General features: G+C 57.5%; 19 protein-coding genes and 1 tRNA gene. 5 read left to right on the top strand and 15 right to left on the bottom strand.

What is annotated here, in order from left to right:
- Positions 1-39: 39 nt before the first annotated feature.
- Positions 40-465 (top strand): hypothetical protein, encoded by a 426-nt coding sequence (locus tag E0486_RS06405; protein ID WP_131851318.1) that lies wholly within the window; start codon positions 40-42, stop codon positions 463-465.
- 8 nt (positions 466-473) lie between these two features.
- On the opposite strand, the gene E0486_RS06400 is transcribed toward E0486_RS06405, so the two are convergent.
- The 6 genes from E0486_RS06400 to E0486_RS06375 form a co-directional block, all read right to left on the bottom strand.
- Positions 474-1,172 (bottom strand): VIT1/CCC1 transporter family protein, encoded by a 699-nt coding sequence (locus E0486_RS06400; RefSeq protein ID WP_131851317.1) that lies wholly within the window; start codon positions 1,170-1,172, stop codon positions 474-476.
- A gap of 88 nt (positions 1,173-1,260) precedes the next feature.
- Positions 1,261-2,496, bottom strand: coding sequence for an ornithine--oxo-acid transaminase (gene rocD, locus E0486_RS06395; protein WP_243697395.1), 1,236 nt, complete (start codon positions 2,494-2,496; stop codon positions 1,261-1,263).
- A 175-nt stretch (positions 2,497-2,671) separates the two neighbouring features.
- Complete coding sequence (gene ispE / locus E0486_RS06390; protein ID WP_131851316.1) at positions 2,672-3,496, bottom strand: 4-(cytidine 5'-diphospho)-2-C-methyl-D-erythritol kinase; 825 nt, start codon at positions 3,494-3,496, stop codon at positions 2,672-2,674.
- A gap of 127 nt (positions 3,497-3,623) precedes the next feature.
- Positions 3,624-4,247 carry a bifunctional nuclease family protein gene (locus E0486_RS06385; RefSeq protein ID WP_131851315.1) on the bottom strand — a complete coding sequence of 208 codons (624 nt, stop codon included), beginning with the start codon at positions 4,245-4,247 and terminating at the stop codon, positions 3,624-3,626.
- A gap of 95 nt (positions 4,248-4,342) precedes the next feature.
- Positions 4,343-5,302: an electron transfer flavoprotein subunit alpha/FixB family protein gene (locus E0486_RS06380; RefSeq protein ID WP_131851314.1), complete on the bottom strand. Its 960-nt coding sequence runs from the start codon at positions 5,300-5,302 to the stop codon at positions 4,343-4,345.
- Between the two features lie 102 nt (positions 5,303-5,404).
- On the bottom strand, positions 5,405-6,145 hold the full coding sequence (locus tag E0486_RS06375) for an electron transfer flavoprotein subunit beta/FixA family protein (protein ID WP_131851313.1): 741 nt from the start codon (positions 6,143-6,145) through the stop codon (positions 5,405-5,407).
- Between the two features lie 98 nt (positions 6,146-6,243).
- Here E0486_RS06375 and E0486_RS06370 point away from each other — a divergent pair, with 98 nt between their 5' ends.
- Positions 6,244-6,555: a tetratricopeptide repeat protein gene (locus tag E0486_RS06370; protein ID WP_131851312.1), complete on the top strand. Its 312-nt coding sequence runs from the start codon at positions 6,244-6,246 to the stop codon at positions 6,553-6,555.
- Positions 6,556-6,612: 57 nt separating this feature from the next.
- Positions 6,613-8,049, top strand: a complete 1,437-nt coding sequence (tilS, locus tag E0486_RS06365) for a tRNA lysidine(34) synthetase TilS (protein WP_131851311.1) — start codon at positions 6,613-6,615, stop codon at positions 8,047-8,049.
- Here the strand turns inward: tilS and E0486_RS06360 are convergent.
- The gene (locus E0486_RS06360) at positions 7,970-8,614 is read right to left on the bottom strand and encodes a rhomboid family intramembrane serine protease (protein WP_243697394.1); all 645 of its coding nucleotides are present in this window, start codon (positions 8,612-8,614) and stop codon (positions 7,970-7,972) included. The genes tilS and E0486_RS06360 overlap by 80 nt on opposite strands.
- A gap of 10 nt (positions 8,615-8,624) precedes the next feature.
- A complete protein-coding gene (locus E0486_RS06355; protein ID WP_131851310.1) occupies positions 8,625-9,098 on the bottom strand; it encodes a 23S rRNA (pseudouridine(1915)-N(3))-methyltransferase RlmH in 474 nt (157 codons plus the stop codon).
- Positions 9,099-9,187: 89 nt separating this feature from the next.
- Here E0486_RS06355 and E0486_RS06350 point away from each other — a divergent pair, with 89 nt between their 5' ends.
- Complete coding sequence (locus E0486_RS06350; RefSeq protein ID WP_131851309.1) at positions 9,188-10,651, top strand: hypothetical protein; 1,464 nt, start codon at positions 9,188-9,190, stop codon at positions 10,649-10,651.
- Positions 10,652-10,902: 251 nt separating this feature from the next.
- Entirely contained in the window at positions 10,903-11,196 is a 294-nt protein-coding gene (locus tag E0486_RS06345; RefSeq protein WP_131851308.1) for a hypothetical protein, read from the top strand.
- 228 nt (positions 11,197-11,424) lie between these two features.
- On the opposite strand, the gene E0486_RS06340 is transcribed toward E0486_RS06345, so the two are convergent.
- From E0486_RS06340 to E0486_RS06310, 7 genes are all read right to left on the bottom strand, one after another.
- Positions 11,425-11,498: transfer RNA gene (locus tag E0486_RS06340), tRNA-Arg, on the bottom strand.
- Between the two features lie 110 nt (positions 11,499-11,608).
- Complete coding sequence (locus E0486_RS06335) at positions 11,609-12,019, bottom strand: hypothetical protein (protein WP_131851307.1); 411 nt, start codon at positions 12,017-12,019, stop codon at positions 11,609-11,611.
- Between the two features lie 876 nt (positions 12,020-12,895).
- On the bottom strand, positions 12,896-13,348 hold the full coding sequence (locus E0486_RS06330; RefSeq protein WP_131851306.1) for a JAB domain-containing protein: 453 nt from the start codon (positions 13,346-13,348) through the stop codon (positions 12,896-12,898).
- A 63-nt stretch (positions 13,349-13,411) separates the two neighbouring features.
- Positions 13,412-14,407 (bottom strand): DUF3871 family protein, encoded by a 996-nt coding sequence (locus E0486_RS06325; RefSeq protein ID WP_131851305.1) that lies wholly within the window; start codon positions 14,405-14,407, stop codon positions 13,412-13,414.
- Positions 14,388-15,263, bottom strand: coding sequence for an AAA family ATPase (locus E0486_RS06320; protein WP_131851304.1), 876 nt, complete (start codon positions 15,261-15,263; stop codon positions 14,388-14,390). The genes E0486_RS06325 and E0486_RS06320 overlap by 20 nt, the downstream gene beginning before the upstream one ends.
- A 79-nt stretch (positions 15,264-15,342) precedes the next feature.
- Complete coding sequence (locus tag E0486_RS06315; protein ID WP_131851303.1) at positions 15,343-15,687, bottom strand: hypothetical protein; 345 nt, start codon at positions 15,685-15,687, stop codon at positions 15,343-15,345.
- Positions 15,688-15,877: 190 nt separating this feature from the next.
- The gene (locus E0486_RS06310; RefSeq protein ID WP_131851302.1) at positions 15,878-16,417 is read right to left on the bottom strand and encodes a hypothetical protein; all 540 of its coding nucleotides are present in this window, start codon (positions 16,415-16,417) and stop codon (positions 15,878-15,880) included.
- Positions 16,418-16,460 lie beyond the last annotated feature (43 nt).

Genomic DNA, 16,460 nt, shown 5'->3' with positions numbered 1-16,460 from the left:
AATTTTATGACCTCAACCTGCTGATCAATACCGACCGGCATGCAGGCCGACTTCCTGCACTTCGATGGGGCCGCCTTACCACCCATGTCCCACAAAGGCGCGCCGGTGACCGGCATCCTCACGGATTTCGACGCGGAAACGCGGATGGCGCTGACGCCCGACATCGGTGCGGATGAATTCCAGGAAGTGCTGGCGGTGGGTTCGGTAAATGAAGACACCAGCTCGTTCCGCAAGCTGCCCAACCGGGTTGCGCAGGACACCGTGCTGCAACTCCGATTGCATCGCCCCGCCGCTTACACCTTCCAGGTGGTCGACGTGCAGGTACGTCCCGTGTTGCAGAGGATGGAAAACCTGCCGGCAGGTCTCAGCATCCGCAACCTGCAGGCGCTTCCGGCCGGTACCTGCGTGCTGCAAGGCAGCAGCAAGGGCAGCGCGCCGCTGGCTGTTCGGTTTGTAAAACTGTAGAAATACGGTCAGCCTTCGAGCAGCCGGGCAATGCCGAAGGCGGCGCCGGCAGCCAGTGCGCCGATCAGCAACACGCGCAGGGCTCCGCTGAAGGGCGGCACCCCCGTCAGCTTGCTCTTGATCCATCCGAAGGCGAACAGGCAAACCAGGGTGAGGCATACCGAGATCTTCAGACCGTCCACGGGTTCCTGCACGAAAAAGTAGGGCGAAAGTGGCACGAGGCCGCCGACGATATAGCTCACCCCGATGTTGAGGGCCGAGCGGTGCGCCCGCTTCGGGTCGGGCCGCTCCAGTCCGAGCTCAAAACGCATCATGAAGTCTACCCAGCGGTCGGTGTCCGAAGCGATCTCGGCGGTGGCGCGTTCCTGCAGGTCTTCGCTGAGGCCAAGACCGGCAAAAAAGTCTTTCGTTTCCTGCACCTCGCGGTGCCGCAGGTGTTCCACCTCATAGTATTCGCGGCGGCGCTCGTTCTCGTAGTGATCGGCCTCAGTGCGCCCGGCGAGGTAGCCGCCCAGGCCCATGGCGATCGAGCCGGCGGCGATCTCGGCGATGCCGGCGATCACCACGATACGCGCGTCGTGCACGGCGCCGCTTAGACCGGCGGCCAGTGCAAACGGCACCGTCAGCCCGTCGCTCATGCCGATCACGATGTCCTTGATCACGTCGCTGCTTTCCATGTGCTCTTCGTGGTGGAGGTGGGTATCCATGGGGGAGGCTTTGTGTAAAGAAAGGAAATTGTGCAACGTGAATGATGAACTTCACCTACCGCGCATCGCGATTCACGAATTCTTCAGCTCACTGGAAGACCTGCAGGCTTTTCCCGATCCGCTCCACGCAGTCGTCGATCTGCGCCCGCGTGATCACCAGCGGCGGCGCCAACCGGATCTTGTCGCCGTGGGTCGGCTTTGCCAGGATACCCGCTTCCTTCATTTCCAGGCAAAGCTTCCAGGCAGCCTCCTTATCGGGGTGCTGCACCACGATGGCATTGAGCAGGCCTTTTCCGCGCACGAGGCTGATGAACGGTGACTGCAAGCCGCGCAGCTGCTCGCGGAAATAAGCACCTTGTTCTTCGGCATTTGCGGCCAGGTTTTCCTCCTTGAGCACCGCCAGCGCGGCCATCGACACAGCGCAGGCGAGCGGGTTGCCGCCGTAGGTGGAGCCGTGTTCGCCGGGAGCGATGGTAAGCATGATGTCGTCGTCGGCAAGGACGGCGCTCACGGGCAGTACACCGCCGCTGAGGGCTTTGCCGAGGATCAATATGTCGGCCCGAACGTCTTCATGGTCGATAGCGAGGAGGCGCCCGGTGCGGCAAAGACCGGTCTGGATCTCGTCGGCCATGAACAGCACGTTGGCCGCTTTGCACAGGTCGGCAGCGCGGCGCAGGAAGCCCTCGTCGGGAAGCACCACGCCGGCTTCACCTTGTATCGGTTCCACGAGGAAGCCTGCCACGTCGGGATTCTGGAGCGCAGCTTCCAACGCAGCGGCATCGTTGTAAGGGATTTGCACGAAGCCGGGCATGAAGGGCCCGAAGTCGCGGTAAGAAGCCGGGTCGGTGCTGAAGGAGATGACCGTAGAAGTACGGCCATGGAAATTCTCCCGGCACACGATGATCTTCGCTGCTCCTTCGGCAATTCCCTTGACGCGGTAGCCCCAGCGCCGGGCCAGCTTGATGGCGGTCTCTACGGCTTCCACGCCGCTGTTCATCGGCAGCACTTTATCGTACCCGAAATAAGCGGTGATGTATTGTTCGAACTCACCCAGCAGGTTGCTGTAAAAAGCACGACTGGTCAGCGTCAGCGTGTGCGCCTGCTCCACCAGGGCACCGATGATCCGTGGGTGGCAATGGCCCTGGTTCACGGCCGAATAACCGCTGAGAAAGTCGTAGTACTGTTTGCCCTGCACGTCCCACAGGTGCACGCCGAGGCCGCGCTCCAGCACAACCGGCAAGGGGTGATAGTTATGGGCACCGTAGCGGTGCTCCAGCTGCATATAGTAATTGGGGTCGGTAGACCGCTCGATCGTGGTAGCCATAAAAGAAGTATGAAGGATCAAGGAATGAGTCGGGCAGATGCGGAAGCAGGCCGCAACGAAAGGCGGCCGCGAAGGAACGGGTCCTTAGTGGTTGAGCAGGTCGAGGTTGGCCTGGAGGATATGACGGGTAGTGCCATGCATCTGCGACAAATGTAGGCGCTTTCCCGTTACCGTGCTAAAGCGGCACGGAGCGCACGAAGTAGGTGTCGGGGAACCCGGTCGGTGCGGGCAGTGTGCCGGCGCTAAAGATCCCGAATACCGTTGAGCCGCTGCCAGACATGGCCGTGTACCGAGCGCCCATCGCCCGGATGCGTTCTTTCAACTGCCTGATGACGGGGAAGGCGCTGAAAACGGAGGCTTCGAAATCGTTGCGGAGTACGTCCTGCCAGCGCTCCAGGGGTTCCTGGACCAGTTCCCGCAGGGAGGGCCGGTCGTCATCGGGACGCACGTGGCGGAAGGCTTCAGCGGTGGGAACGGACAGGCCCGGGTGCACCAGCAGGAGGGAATAGCCCGACAGGTCGAGGGGCACCGGCTCCAGCAGTTCGCCGCGGCCGCGGGCGAAGGCCGCCGTGTTATAAATAAAGAAGGGGCAGTCGGAACCGAGGCGTAACGCGAGCGCAGCCAGGTCATCATTGGTGAGGCCCAGGTTGAGCTTTCGATTGAGCGCCAGCAGGGCATAGGCGCCGTCGGCAGAGCCCCCGCCGAGGCCGGCGCCGCTGGGCAGCACTTTGTGCAGGTGCATCCGCACCGACGGCAGCCCGGGAAAGCGCTCCTGCAGCAGCCCGTAGGCTTTTACACAGATGTTCTGTTCGGGAATTCGGGTGACGCGACGTCCGCTGCCGGTAAAGTGAAGGGTGCCCTTCCCCGGCGCCTGCACCACCTCCAATGCATCATGCACAGCCACTGGGTAGAAGACCGTCTCCAGGTCGTGAAACCCGTCGGGGCGCTTCCGGCGTACCTGCAGGCCGAGGTTGATTTTGCAGTTGGGGAAGAGGAGCAAGGAGGAAACGTTTGTGGTTTGTGGTTTCCGGTTTGTGGTTTTGCGGTACGCGGTAACTCTTGCAGTCGTCAGTCCCGTCCGACCGGTCAGCCGGGCGGGCAACTATAATCTACAAACGACAAACTGGTTATTTGCGCTTTTTGCGGTTATTGATCTCATCGCGGATGGCGATGGCGCGGATGTAATCTTCCTGTTCCAGCACTTCACCAAGGAGCGTGTTGAGGTCGTCGAGGGAGAGGGAGCGGAGGTCTTCTTTGCCGCCGCTGATGGTGCTGCTGGGCTCTTCCTCTTCTTCCTCTTCCGAGGTGGGCGAGGCCTTACGGCGCTTGCTGCTGCTGCTGTCTTCCATCATGATACCCGCGCTGTCGAGAATGTGCTCGTAGGTAAATACCGGGCAGCCGAAGCGCACGGCGAGGGCCAGGGCGTCGGAGGTGCGGGAATCTATTTCAATGGTATCGTTGTCGGAGGAACAGACAAGTTTCGAATAAAAAATGCCTTCCTGGAGGTCCGAGATGATGATCTCGTGGAGCTCGATGTTGAAGGCATTCATGAAATTCTTCATCAGGTCGTGGGTGAGCGGCCGGCTCGGCTGCATCTTTTCGAGGGCTACGGCAATGGCCTGGGCCTCAAAGCCGCCGATGACGATCGGCAGGCGTCGCAGTCCGCCCACTTCGCCCAGCACGACGGCATAGGAATGGGTTTGGGTAATGCTGTGCGACAACGCCACAATTTCCAGTTCGATTTTCTTCATATCCGGTTTCTAAAATCTTAGACTGCGTACAAACCTACAAATTAAACAATAAAAATGCCATAGCGGAGGCTATGGCATTCGTGCTGAGTTTTTGCTTAGGCACCTTTGTATTTCTTGACCGCTTCGATCATCTTCGGTACCACTTCGAAGGCGTCTCCTACGATACCGTAGTCGGCCGCCTTGAAGAACGGCGCCTCGGGGTCCTTGTTGATCACCACGATGGTCTTGCTGCGGTTCACGCCAGCCAGGTGCTGGATGGCACCCGAGATGCCGATGGCGATGTAGAGGTTAGGAGCGATGGCCACACCGGTTTGGCCTACGTGCTCGTTGTGCGGGCGCCAGTGGGCGTCGGCAACGGGCCGCGAGCAGGCGAGAGCGGCGCCGAGCAGGTCGGCGAGGTCTTCCACCATCTTCCAGTTTTCCGGGCCTTTGAGGCCACGGCCGGCGCTCACCACCACGTCGGCTTCGGCGAGGGCTACTTTCCCGCTGGTTTTTGTAGAACCGGTCACCTTCAGTTTCGGCGCGGGCACGTTGGCGTTAGCCGCCACCACCTCGGCCGTGCCTTCGCCTTCGGTAACGGTAAAGGCGTTGGGGTTGAGGGCCACCACCTTACGCTCGGTGTCGACGCGGACGTTGGCGAAGGCCTTGCCGGAGAAGACGTTCTTGCGCACCGTGAAGCCGCTGCCCGTTTCCGGGAGCGCCGTGGCGCCCGACACGAGACCGGCCTGCAGGCGTACCGACAGGCGGGGGGCGATGGCTTTGCCGCTGCTGTTGTTGGAAAAAACGATGATGCCGGCACCGGTGCTTTCCGCCACCTGTGCGATCACGGACGTATAAACCTGTGCGTCGAGGCTGTCGAGCGCGGGGTTTTGCACCTGGTGCACTTTCGTAATACCGTATTTACCCAGTGACGCCAGGTCGGCGGGAGCGCCGAGCACTACGGCCTCTGCCTTGGTGCCGCCCTGCTGCGCAATTTTGGAAGCATAAGAGGCCGCTTCCAGCGAGGCCTTCTTGATATGGCCGTCGATATGATCGATAAAAACCAAAACACTCATGATGTGTGGATCTAATGATTTCAAGATTGTTAGAATCAATTTCAGATGTCAGATGTCAGATGTGAAGATTTAAATCTGGAATTCGAAATCTGAGATCTGAGATCAGATAACGCGTGCGTCATCATGCAGCATGCGGATGAGCTCGTCGACGTTATCGGCGGGTACGAGCTTCACACCGGCTTTTGCAGGCGGAAGGCCGTATTCGGCGGCTACCGTAAGCGGTTTGGCGCTGCTTTCCACCACTTTCAGCGGCTTCGTGCGGGCGGCCATGATTCCGCGCATGTTGGGGATGCGGGCTTCGGCCATTCCTTTCTGGCAGGAGATCACCAGCGGGAGCGTGCCTTCGAGGGTTTCTTCACCGCCTTCGATCTCGCGCTTGATGGTGGCCGTTGTACCGCTCAGCTGCAAGCCCGTGGCAAGGGCCACGTAGGGGAGGTCGAGCAGCTCGGCGAGCATGCCGCCCACCGCGCCGTTGTTATAATCGATGGTTTCCTTTCCGGTCAGAATGAGGTCATAGCCGCCTTCTTTCGCCACCTCGGCAATCGCCGCGGCGGTCTGGTAGGAATCCTGCGGGTCCACGTTGATCCGGATGGCTTCGTCACCGCCGAGGGCCAGGGCCTTGCGGATGATGGGCTCGGCGTCGGCGCCGCCCACGGTAGCCAGGTGGATCGTCGTGGAGGCATCGGCTTCCTTCAGCTCGATGGCGCGCACCAGGGCGTACCATTCGTCGGTCGGGTTGATGATCCACTGCACGCCGGCGTCCGCGAATTTCGTGTTGTTGTCGGTGAAGGCTATTTTTGCCGTTGTATCTGGCGTCTTACTGATACACACCAAGATTTTCATAATAACAAACAGGTTTTGAAGTGAAGAGCCAAAGGTTGCATAAGCAACCATCCGGCATGCAAATATAAGCTTTCGCCCCTGCCAAAATATTTTTTACCATGGACCGGATCGCCCGACTGAAAGAGCTTTTACAGACCCAGCCCAACGACTCTTTCCTGCAGCATGCGCTTGCCCTTGAATACATCAAACTGGGCGACGAAAGCGCCGCCCGCGGCCACTTTGAGGCTATCCTGGCCAGCGATCCCGGGTACGTAGGCAGCTACTACCACCTGGCCAAGCTGCTCGAGCGCCAGGGCGAAGAAGAGGGGGCCATCCGGGTGTACGAAGAAGGGATGCGCCAGGCCCGTGCCGCGGGCGACAACCACGCCCTTTCCGAGCTCCGCTCGGCCTACGAGGAACTCACGATGTAACCGGTGATCGTGAACCGTCTATCGTCATCCGGCATCGTGAATCGTCAAACCTGAATCGTGCATTTATCCGAAGCATTTCTCCATCATATTGACCAGCTGGGTTGGAACCTTACCCAAAAACGGTTGCTGCTGGCCGTGAGCGGCGGCCTTGATTCGGTGGTGCTGGCACACCTGTGCCGCGAAGCCGGCTACGACTTTGCCATCGCGCACTGCAACTTTCAACTGCGCGGTGCCGAAAGCGATGCGGATGCGGCATTCGTACGGGCACTGGCGGCAACGCTCGCAGTTCCTTACTTCGAAAAGAGCTTCGATACAAACAGCTATTCGGTAGAAAAAAAAATCTCGATACAGGTAGCCGCACGGGAGCTGCGCTATGCCTGGTTCGAGGAATTGCTGCAACAGCCGTGGGGGGCGCATGCCCGCTGCACCATGGATGATTCATTCCTTCTGACGGCGCATCACCTCGACGATTCCATCGAAACCCTGTTACTGAACTTCTTCAAAGGCACCGGGGTGGCGGGACTGACGGGCATCCCGGTGCAAAACGGGCGCGTGCTCCGGCCCCTGCTTTTCGCCGGCCGCGGGCAGATCCGTGCCTGGGCCGACGCCCGCGCACTCAGCTGGCGCGAAGACAGTTCCAACAGCGATACCAAATACACCCGCAACGCCCTCCGCAACGAGGTGCTGCCACTGCTCGAAAAGCTGTTCCCGCAGGTGCGGCAAAACCTGGCGCACAACCTCGAACGCTTTGCCGGGCTGGAAGCCGTTTACCGCAGCTCCATCGACGCCCAGTTGAAAAAGCTTTTGGAATGGCACGGAAGCGAGGCCCGCGTGCCGGTGCGCAAGCTGCTGCAGGCAACGCCGCTGGATACGGTGTTATACGAGCTCGCGCGTCCCTTCGGTTTTACCCCCGGGCAAACAAACGGCCTTCGCCGGTTGCTCGACAGCGGGCCGGGACGTTATATCGATTCGGCTACGCACCGCGCGTTGCGCTACGGCGTCTGGCTCCAGGTGGTGCCGCTGCAGGGCCGCGACAACCGCCTCCACCTGCTGGAACGCAACGAATCGTCGGTGCTGCTGGACGAGCAGGTGCTCAGCTGGGAAGAATGGACCGCTGCGCCCGCCGTCATGCCACCCGATCCCGCCATCGCCTTGCTCGACGCCCGCGACATCCGGTTTCCGCTGGTGGTGCGGCGCTGGAAAGAAGGCGATTACTTTTACCCGCTCGGCATGCGTAAAAAGAAGAAGCTCGCGCGCTTTTTCATTGACAGCAAATTGCCGCGACACCTGCGCGAGCGGGTGTGGGTGGTGGAATCGCACAAGAAGATCGTGTGGGTGGCCGGGCTGCGCATCGATGACCGCTTCAAGGTCACGCCCGCTACGCGAAAGGTGCTGCAGCTACGACTCGCGGCCGTCAGCCCCAGCGATAACGCTTCACTTCCTGCAGGAAGCTCTGAACGATCGGGAACTCCACCATCCGGCACGCGAGAATAAGAAAACCGATACCGAACAGTGCCCCCCAGATGTGCGCCGAATGGTTCACGTTGCCGCCCCCGCGCTTGTCGAGGTACGTCGACACAAGCAGGTACAGCGGTCCGAACACGAAGCCGGGCACCAACACCGGGATAAAGATGAGCCCCATCTTGGCCGTCGGGTCGATGAGGATGGATGCAAAGATGACGGCGCTCACGGCGCCCGAAGCGCCGAGGCCGCGGTAGGCGTAGTTGTCTTTATTGCGGTTGTAAGTGGGCAGCAGCGCGGCCAGGAGGGCCAGCACGTACAGCAGCAGGTATACCCACTTTCCATAGTCACCGAAAATGTAGCCGAAGGCGAGCTCCACGTTGCGGCCGAACAGGAACAGCGCGTACATATTGAAGCCGAGGTGGAAGTAGTCGGCATGGATAAGACCGCTCGTGAAGAAGCGGTACCATTGTCCGCGGCCGACGGCCGGCGGGTAAAAGATCAGGTCCTCCATGATCTTCGGGCTCGAAAAGGCGCCGATGGAAACGAGCACGGTGAGGATCATGATGCCGATGGTCATATAGGGAATGAAGTCCATAATGCGTTCTTTACTTGTGGTGGTATTTTTCGTTGCGCAGGATCGTGCAGGCGCGGTAAAGTTGCTCCGCCAGCAGCAGCCGCACGAGTTGGTGCGGAAAGGTCAGCGCCGAAAGCGACCATTGGAGCTGTGCCCGCTTCAGCACGGCCGCGTCGATGCCGAAGGCGCCGCCGATGAGAAATACGATCTGCCGCGTACTTTCCGTAGCGCGCTGTTGGAGGAAGTTCGCCAGTCCTTCGGAGCTGAGGCTTTTGCCCCGCTCGTCGAGGGCTACCAGGTAGTCCTCGGGGCGCAGCAGGTCCAGGATGAGCTCGCCTTCCCGCTTTTTCTGTTCCGGCTCGGGGAGGCTTGCCGCATTACGCGGCACGGGGATGATCTGCCACTCGGCCTGGAAATAGCGGCCGAGCCGCTTGGTGAATTCTTCCACGCCGGCCTTAACGTAGGGCTCGTGCGGCTTTCCGATGGTCCAAAGGGCGATCTTCATACAGGGGCAGTGCCCGGCAATAGTACGTTATTTTCCTTCGCCGGCTCATGGATGGGGCTAGTACGGGATTTGCAAAGTCCTATCCACAAATGGATGTGCACGTGGTGGGTATTCGGTTTTTAGTTCGGCTTTCTTTCCTGGTAACCATTCTTTCCGGCTTGCCGGCCGGGCAGCTGGCCGCACAGAACGATTCGGTGTGGGTGCCGGCGAGCTTGCAATACGAGCGCCCCGGGCTGATCAACCGGGCGTTACTGGGCAACAACTACCGCGAGCTGTGGGAGACCCCCGTGCGGCTCCCGGTATTTCACCTCAAGGGGCAAGGTTTCAGGATCAAGGAACTCGGCGGCGGTAACCAGACCCTGTCGCTGCAGCTCACCGACCCGCAGGGGCACCCATGGGTGCTGCGGACGGTGGAAAAGGAAGTAACGAAAGCGCTGCCGCCGCTGCTGGCCAAGACCTTTGTGCTGAGCCTCGTGCAGCAGCAGGTCTCCGGCTCGCATCCCTATGCCCCCCTGGTGGTGGCGCCGCTGTCAGACGCCGTCGGTGTAAAGACACCGCACCCCGCTATTTACTATGTTCCCGACGACCCGGACTTCGGAGAATTCCAGAAGCGGTTCGCGGGTAACGTGTGCCTGCTCGAAGAGCGGGAGCCGGGCGAAGTGAAAACACTCAACTCCGAAAAGGTGCTCGACCGGCTTATCGACCGCGGCGCTGCCCGGCCCGACGGGGAGCAGATCCTGCGGGCGCGGCTGTTGGACCTCTTTATCGGCGACTGGGACCGGCACACCGGCCAGTGGCGCTGGGCCGAGCGGTCCAACGGCCTGGTGCAGGCCCTGCCCCGCGACCGCGACCAGGCCTTCTTTTTCAGCAACGGGCTGCTGCCGCGCCTCTTCCAGGCCGTCGCCCTGAAATACCTCGTGTCGTACGAGGACGACCTCGGCAACTGGCGGGGCATCACCTTTAAGAGCTGGCCCTTCGACCGCTTCTTTCTCAACAGCCTCAATCGGGCCCAGTGGACCAGCGAGTTGCAACACATGCAGTCCGCACTCACCGACAGCGTGCTGGAGGAGTCGGTACGGGCCATGCCACCGGAGATCTATGCGAAAAACGGCAGCCGCCTTCTGCGCCAACTGAAAGGCCGCCGCGACGACCTGGTGACGAGGGGATTGAAATACTACCGCTTCTTATCGGGCTATGTAGATGTGTTCGGTTCTGACAAAGACGAAGAATTTTTCATCTCGGGTAGCGGCGACAGCGTGCAGGTGCAGGTGTTCGCGCTGAAAGACGGCCGCCGCGACCGGCAACTGTACAGCAGGCAATTTGTCCGAGACGATACCCGCCTGCTGCGGCTCTGGGCCTTTCACGGGAAGGACCGGTTTACATTTGGACCGGGTCGCAGCCGTTTCCGCTTCGAGCTCAATGCCGACGATACCGGCGACGAATACAACCTGGTGCGGGGCAAAAAAGCCCGGAGGATCAACCCACGGCCGGCGCGACGCGTGCCGAAGATCTACCAGTCGCCGGGCAAGGAGCCGGGTAACGTGCAGCCCTGACCGAACAGTCGTTTTGTCTTTCCGGGTAATTTCCGCCGCCCGCTACGCCTGTTATGCCGGCGGCGCTGCAGCGACACGGAATTGGGTAAGTAGTACTGAGACTCATCCTTACGGGGACTATGGGGTTCCCATTAGGACCGTAGATTTACGGTCGATTATTTTCAAATCTCGTGTTTTTCCGATTGTTTTTTTGGAATGGGACGACTACTTTGGTTGTGTTATCCATTTTATCCATCCCAAAACCGTCCCTTATGAAAAAGATTCTTTTTGCCGCCCTGCTGCTCACAACCGGCGTAGCCGGCACCACTGAGCTTTTCGCCAACAGCACTGTTAAGGTAGCGGCCGCCCTGCCCAAGCAAGTGCAGAACGCCTTTGCCGCCCTGCAGGCCCAGTACGCCGCCAACAACCAGGTGCTCACCAACGTAGTGTGGACGCACAGTGGCAACACCTACACGGCCACCTTCGTGATCGTGGACATGTCGGTGGAAGATTCGTACACCAACGGCTCTGCTGCCTTCCATGCGAACGGCACGCAGGTGCAATAATCAACAGCACATAAGATTGGAGCGAGGCCCCGCGATGAGCGGGGCCTTGTTTATTGGTGGATTGGTGGATTGGTTTATTGGTGGATTGGTAACAGGGACCTGCCGGTGCGGTACCTCCACAGGAGATAGAGGAACCGTGCTTCACAGATTGATGCGATGGAAAGAACGTGCGTGCACTGCCTTTCGGATGGAAAATAAAAAAACCTCACATTTCTGTGAGGTTCTTCGTGACCGCGTCAGGATTCAAACCTGAAACCTTCTGATCCGTAGTCAGATGCTCTATTCAATTGAGCTACGCAGCCATCAGCAGAGGTCTACTGAAACACTTTCCCGGTCCTTACTGAAACATTACTGAAACAAACCGGTGAGAATGACAAAGTTATAAAGAAGTGGGCAACCCCTTTATCAGAGGTTAGAGCATGTTACCCAGATGCTTCTGGATCCGGCGGCCGATAAAGAAGTCAATCTTCTCAGCCACCTCATCGGGATCATTCAGACACGTAGCCTGCGTGAACTCGAAGCGTTCTTGGAAATTAGGGATCATCGGACTTTCTGAAACGGTATACCAGATGCGGACATTACCATCAGAAAGCTCCTTGATCTCAAACAGCGTACTTCCAGCCTCCAGTGACTTAATTCCAAGGATCAGCTTGTTGTCTCGATCATGAAAGATCCGAGCCTTAGCGTTTCCGCCTAGTAGCCGGGTGGTGAGATCAGGGTACTTTTCACTCAGCTTGGGTACTGCCGCGCCGTTTAATTTGCTCCCATAGAGGAAGAGAACTACCAGCAACGCAAGAACCAGTATAATTATCGTAAAAATCATAGAAATTGTTTTGAGTTATTGTGTCCTCCTCACTCTAAACTTTCCGGTTATGGAAACAGGGTTCTGTGTGGAGTTCCGGTAAGCCGTACCCGAGAACGTACCTTCTATCATTCCTCCAATCTGCCCGACCTCCGTTAATGTAACAGTTCCTGTCCCGTCCGGATTGTCGATGAAACAGGTTGTTGAATTCAGAGATGAGGGATTTTCAACAATATTTAAGCTCTGGTTCGTAGCCCCACCGATCTGTGTGGTACCTACGTTCATGGAGTTCAACCCAATAAACGCGTCAATACAAGGGGGTAGTCCGTTAACATTGCAGTCTCCAGAGATCAGAACATGAACATTCGGGCTACTGGTCGCTTGCCCGAGATAGAGGTGGTTGGTTGCGAGATTTGCGTATCCTGTATCGGAATGGTCTCTTGTCTGACCTCCGACGGTGTAGGAGAAATAATATATCGGCCCGCTTGTGGTACGGCTAGTGTCTTCCTCTGAACTTTTCTTCTTACATCCAGTTAATGCCGATACACAGAAGGCGGTGATAGCTAGCCATTGAACGTTACTTTTTGTCATAATGCAGGGTTTAGTAATTAGGTGTACTGAAACGACACGTGGGCTAACAACATCTACAGTAACCGGACGGAGTCGAGGCCGTTTAGATACATGCAGAGTGTAGCCCACGCTTGACGTGGACCGCACCGCTGCTTTTTGTATCTAACTTGGACTCTCGACTTTCCCGGTTACAAAAGCTACGATTGGTCGTAACGAGATGATATGTTATTAAGCTCTTATGCCGATAGCATTGTGTTTGAAACAAAGATAATAACCCCTTTACTGATGACGGACAGAAAGGGGCAAAGAACCGCTCGACTCCCCCGGTTAGAGGTATCCTTCATCGGCCAGGCTCTGAAAGCGTCCGTCTGGGATCAGGATCAGATGATCCAGTAGCCGCATATCGACGAGTTTACAGGCCTCTCTGAGCCTAGCGGTTAGTTCCAGATCTTGTTGTGACGGTGTCGGATTGCCCGATGGGTGATTGTGGCCGAGAATAATTCCACTGCAGGCTACCTTGAGCCCGACGGACAGGATCAGCCGGGCGTCAACAACGGTACCCGATATCCCGCCCTTGGAAACCTCGTATGCCCCCAGTACCCGATTGGCCCGGTTGAGATATAGGGCTACCACCCGCTCTTGTAGGGCAATGGTCTGGGAAGGAAAGAACGGATGCAGTTCATTGAAAGCATCTTGGGAAGTCTGGATCAACGGCTTATGGCCCGCCCTGGGCCGGTAGCTTACCCGTATCTCTGAAACACGCTGTGTCGTCTTCTTCATGGTCGAAATAAAAAGCCCACCCCGAACAGATATCGTGGGTGGGCTGGTGAAAAAATAATAGGCTCACTGCAGGAACCAGCTGTTGGCTTTACCCTCGAGCGTCAGGCGGACCTGTTGGATGAACTGAAAGGCATTTAACGCCCGATCCAGAAAGCTGTCCACGTAGCTGCTCTTATTAACCCCGGTAAGCAGGTTGTATGCCCGCCAGAGGTTGATCTGCCCGTTCCCCGACCCACAGAAGTTGGGATCTTTGTAATAGTCCCGGGCAACGGTACCCATCTGAGTGTCGGTGAGGAGCAGCGGTGTAAGCGTTCGACGGAGCTCCCCCTGTAAATAGGGATACAGGCGTGCCCGCCCAAGTAGTTGGGCAAACTGCCGCTCTTCGAGGTGGAGACCCGGAAACGTAGCCAGCTCCGCCAGATGCCGCTTTTGATCGTAGGTCTGCAAAAGCGTACCTACGGCAGCCGCAAGCTGCTGAAGATTGCTCACCCTTAGATCCTGCAGGTAGCCGTCTGTCCAGACACACAGATTCGTACACACCCGGTTTTGAAAGCCGACGAAGACTTTGAAATGCTCGTCAGCTCCTTTTTTTAAGTGCAGCCGGTCCATATTGTAGGCCTTCACGCCACCGATGGTGAGGGATAGTGCGTTTCCGCCCACGTCCTCCCTTATAGAAGGGATCTCGATCACAAAGGCCATACGTTCGTAATACAGCGTCTTTTCCCATTCCTCTAGCTGGCTGGCCGGCTTGTTCCGGGCATCCGGAATACGCCCTTTGATTGGGTGCGACACGCGGACTGAAGGATGCAGGATCGTCTCACCGCGGTAGACCTCCAACACCTGCCGATGCACGGTCTCAAGGAAGTCAAAATGAGAGATCAGCGGCTCGTTGTCCTTGGCGTAAACGGGGATTATGTGTTCATCACGGATTTCCTCCAAGTCCACGGAGAGCGTGTTTGCCTCGATAAAGGGGTTGGAGGCTACAGAGAGCGTTGACTCCTGCTGCTGGTCCGTTTCGGGGACAGGATAAAGGGAAGTATTATGAATGATCGGTTCCATTAGTACTGAGGTTTTGGTTAGCTAATTCTTTCTGAGCTTCCTGGTTGATCATGATCCGCCGCTTATGCTGCTCAAACTCTGGCTTCAGCACCCCCTGGAACTGCGGGTACTCCTGATAAAGCTCCAGCAGCTCTTGAATGCTGCGGCAATCACCGATCCGCCCCGACACATCGTGAGCGGTGATGTCGGCACCTGTATTACACCACTCCAGGATTGCCAGCCCTGTTTCAACCGACAGCCGCTGTTCCGGCTTGCCGAAGAAAAGCCCGGTACGGTCCTTTGATGCCACTGCCAGGTTCTTGATGTCCAGATCAAAGACAAGTGTGAGCTCGTACTCAATACCATCCCGCTGGACTCCTTTCAGGCCGACCTTCTCAGGTGTCATCTTCCCGTTCTTCTCGTTCAGCACGTAGTCCTGCTTGGTTCGGATGGTGCAGATCACATGAGTCGGTGACTGCAGCACACGTTGTACGAAAGCATTGTGGCGGGGCGTGATCTTACCCCAGTTAGTAAAGCTGTTTCCGGGCAGCTTGCTGTGGTGATCGAGCAGCTCTTCCCACTCGTGCGTGGCAGAGTCAATGATAATGACCTCGATACCGCCCGCTTCACAGGCTTCCATAGCCTGCATGTAGCGTTCCGGCGTGAAGGGAGCCCGCATCGGAAGCACCTGGAAGGGTCCGAGGTGGGCATAAAGCTCGGAGCTATGGTTTTCTGTGTCGACCACTGCCACCTTTGACCAGTCGTTGCAGAGCCCATAAGCTAATAACAAAGCGGAGAAAGTCTTTCCAGACCCGGACGGTCCCTGTAACCCCATTTTGATGCGGGCTCTTTTTCGTTGAGCAGTCTGTAGTTTCATCTGTAAACGTTTAAGGTTTAAAAAGAAAAAGGCTAACAGCGGTATGCTGTCAGCCTTTCATGTGGTAAACGTGGGAGGTTTAGGCCCCCACGTCGTTCAGTTGTGCGCGGTCCAGGTTCATTGCCGGACGCGGATAGGGTTTGCTGTTGTTGCGTACCAGCTTCACGGAGCCGAGCTGCACGGAGCTATTCACCAGCCAGAGTGTTCCAGCCAAGCTTTCCCCACGTTCACTGATAAGGTTCGGCCCCGCCACGGCTATGTAAGCCGGTTTGGACTTATCGAACTCCCGGGCCACGAATACGGTGCCGACAGGCGTGCCTACGTACTCACGGCCCTTTCCTTTCAAGAACTGGAGTTCATTGATACCCAAAAACTCGAGAAACTGATCAACAGCCATCATCCCTTGGATTGCTTTGTTTTCCATCTTATAAATTTTAATGACCGGGGGAACCCCGACTAATCGTAAGGAGGGGAGTCTGATGATTGGTAGAGGGAGTTTCACACGAACACGAGACATTTCGGACCCGGGGGCTAGTTCTAGCTCTGGTGGCCCGGGGGGTTAGCTAGCCCGTGGTGACGGCGGGGGTAGAAAAATTATGGTACTCGGTTTGGGTTTAGAACTCCATTGGAGCATCAGGCCGCAGATGATTCCAGACGTCGATCAGATGATTTCTGAGCCTTTCCTTTTCTTGTTGATGGCAGACCTGTTCTTTCTCCCGCCCGCGGCTAAAGCTCTCATGAATGTATGCTGTCAAACCGATCGTTCCCAGTGCTGCTACGTCTCCCGGTACCGGAAAGAGGCTGCCATCCTCCGCTAGCACGTTGAGCCCCAAGTAATCATTCGGGTTTTGGAGTTCCCCATTTTCGTTGGTGAGGTGGTTTTTGGTGTACCGATCGGAGTAATACCGCCAAAGGGATGCTTTCCTTCCCGCTACAGGGGGGCCAAAGGACAATGCCGGTGCTCCCCCTTTATGTGGAATAGGCCCAATGACTACCGGCCGGCTGGCGTTTGGATCGAGAAAGAATATTACCGGGCTGGGCTCGTTCCGGCCGAAGTGTTTGTACCAGCTGTGTGCCTGACAAAAATTAGCCACGAACTGACCGATGCTTTGGAGCGTAGGCGCCGGAACCTGTTTGATCTTGTCAAGGTACATAGAGCATGGTTGTTTTTTTGTGACCTCCTTCTAAAGGTGCGGG

This window comes from Flaviaesturariibacter aridisoli (assembly GCF_004343705.1).
Taxonomy (GTDB): domain Bacteria; phylum Bacteroidota; class Bacteroidia; order Chitinophagales; family Chitinophagaceae; genus Flavisolibacter; species Flavisolibacter aridisoli.
This window is presented reverse-complemented; position numbering and strand designations above follow the sequence as displayed.

Coding starts and splice junctions, on each gene's coding strand:
- E0486_RS06375 (WP_131851313.1), bottom strand. CDS start 6,145: ATGAAAATCTTGGTGTGTATCAGTAAGACGCCAGATACAACGGCAAAA.
- E0486_RS06360 (WP_243697394.1), bottom strand. CDS start 8,614: ATGGACTTCATTCCCTATATGACCATCGGCATCATGATCCTCACCGTG.
- E0486_RS06350 (WP_131851309.1), top strand. CDS start 9,188: ATGGATGTGCACGTGGTGGGTATTCGGTTTTTAGTTCGGCTTTCTTTC.
- E0486_RS06320 (WP_131851304.1), bottom strand. CDS start 15,263: ATGAAACTACAGACTGCTCAACGAAAAAGAGCCCGCATCAAAATGGGG.
- E0486_RS06325 (WP_131851305.1), bottom strand. CDS start 14,407: ATGGAACCGATCATTCATAATACTTCCCTTTATCCTGTCCCCGAAACG.
- E0486_RS06380 (WP_131851314.1), bottom strand. CDS start 5,302: ATGAGTGTTTTGGTTTTTATCGATCATATCGACGGCCATATCAAGAAG.
- E0486_RS06345 (WP_131851308.1), top strand. CDS start 10,903: ATGAAAAAGATTCTTTTTGCCGCCCTGCTGCTCACAACCGGCGTAGCC.
- E0486_RS06315 (WP_131851303.1), bottom strand. CDS start 15,687: ATGGAAAACAAAGCAATCCAAGGGATGATGGCTGTTGATCAGTTTCTC.
- rocD (WP_243697395.1), bottom strand. CDS start 2,496: ATGGCTACCACGATCGAGCGGTCTACCGACCCCAATTACTATATGCAG.
- E0486_RS06355 (WP_131851310.1), bottom strand. CDS start 9,098: ATGAAGATCGCCCTTTGGACCATCGGAAAGCCGCACGAGCCCTACGTT.
- E0486_RS06385 (WP_131851315.1), bottom strand. CDS start 4,247: ATGAAGAAAATCGAACTGGAAATTGTGGCGTTGTCGCACAGCATTACC.
- E0486_RS06400 (WP_131851317.1), bottom strand. CDS start 1,172: ATGGATACCCACCTCCACCACGAAGAGCACATGGAAAGCAGCGACGTG.
- E0486_RS06405 (WP_131851318.1), top strand. CDS start 40: ATGCAGGCCGACTTCCTGCACTTCGATGGGGCCGCCTTACCACCCATG.
- E0486_RS06310 (WP_131851302.1), bottom strand. CDS start 16,417: ATGTACCTTGACAAGATCAAACAGGTTCCGGCGCCTACGCTCCAAAGC.
- E0486_RS06335 (WP_131851307.1), bottom strand. CDS start 12,019: ATGATTTTTACGATAATTATACTGGTTCTTGCGTTGCTGGTAGTTCTC.
- E0486_RS06330 (WP_131851306.1), bottom strand. CDS start 13,348: ATGAAGAAGACGACACAGCGTGTTTCAGAGATACGGGTAAGCTACCGG.
- E0486_RS06370 (WP_131851312.1), top strand. CDS start 6,244: ATGGACCGGATCGCCCGACTGAAAGAGCTTTTACAGACCCAGCCCAAC.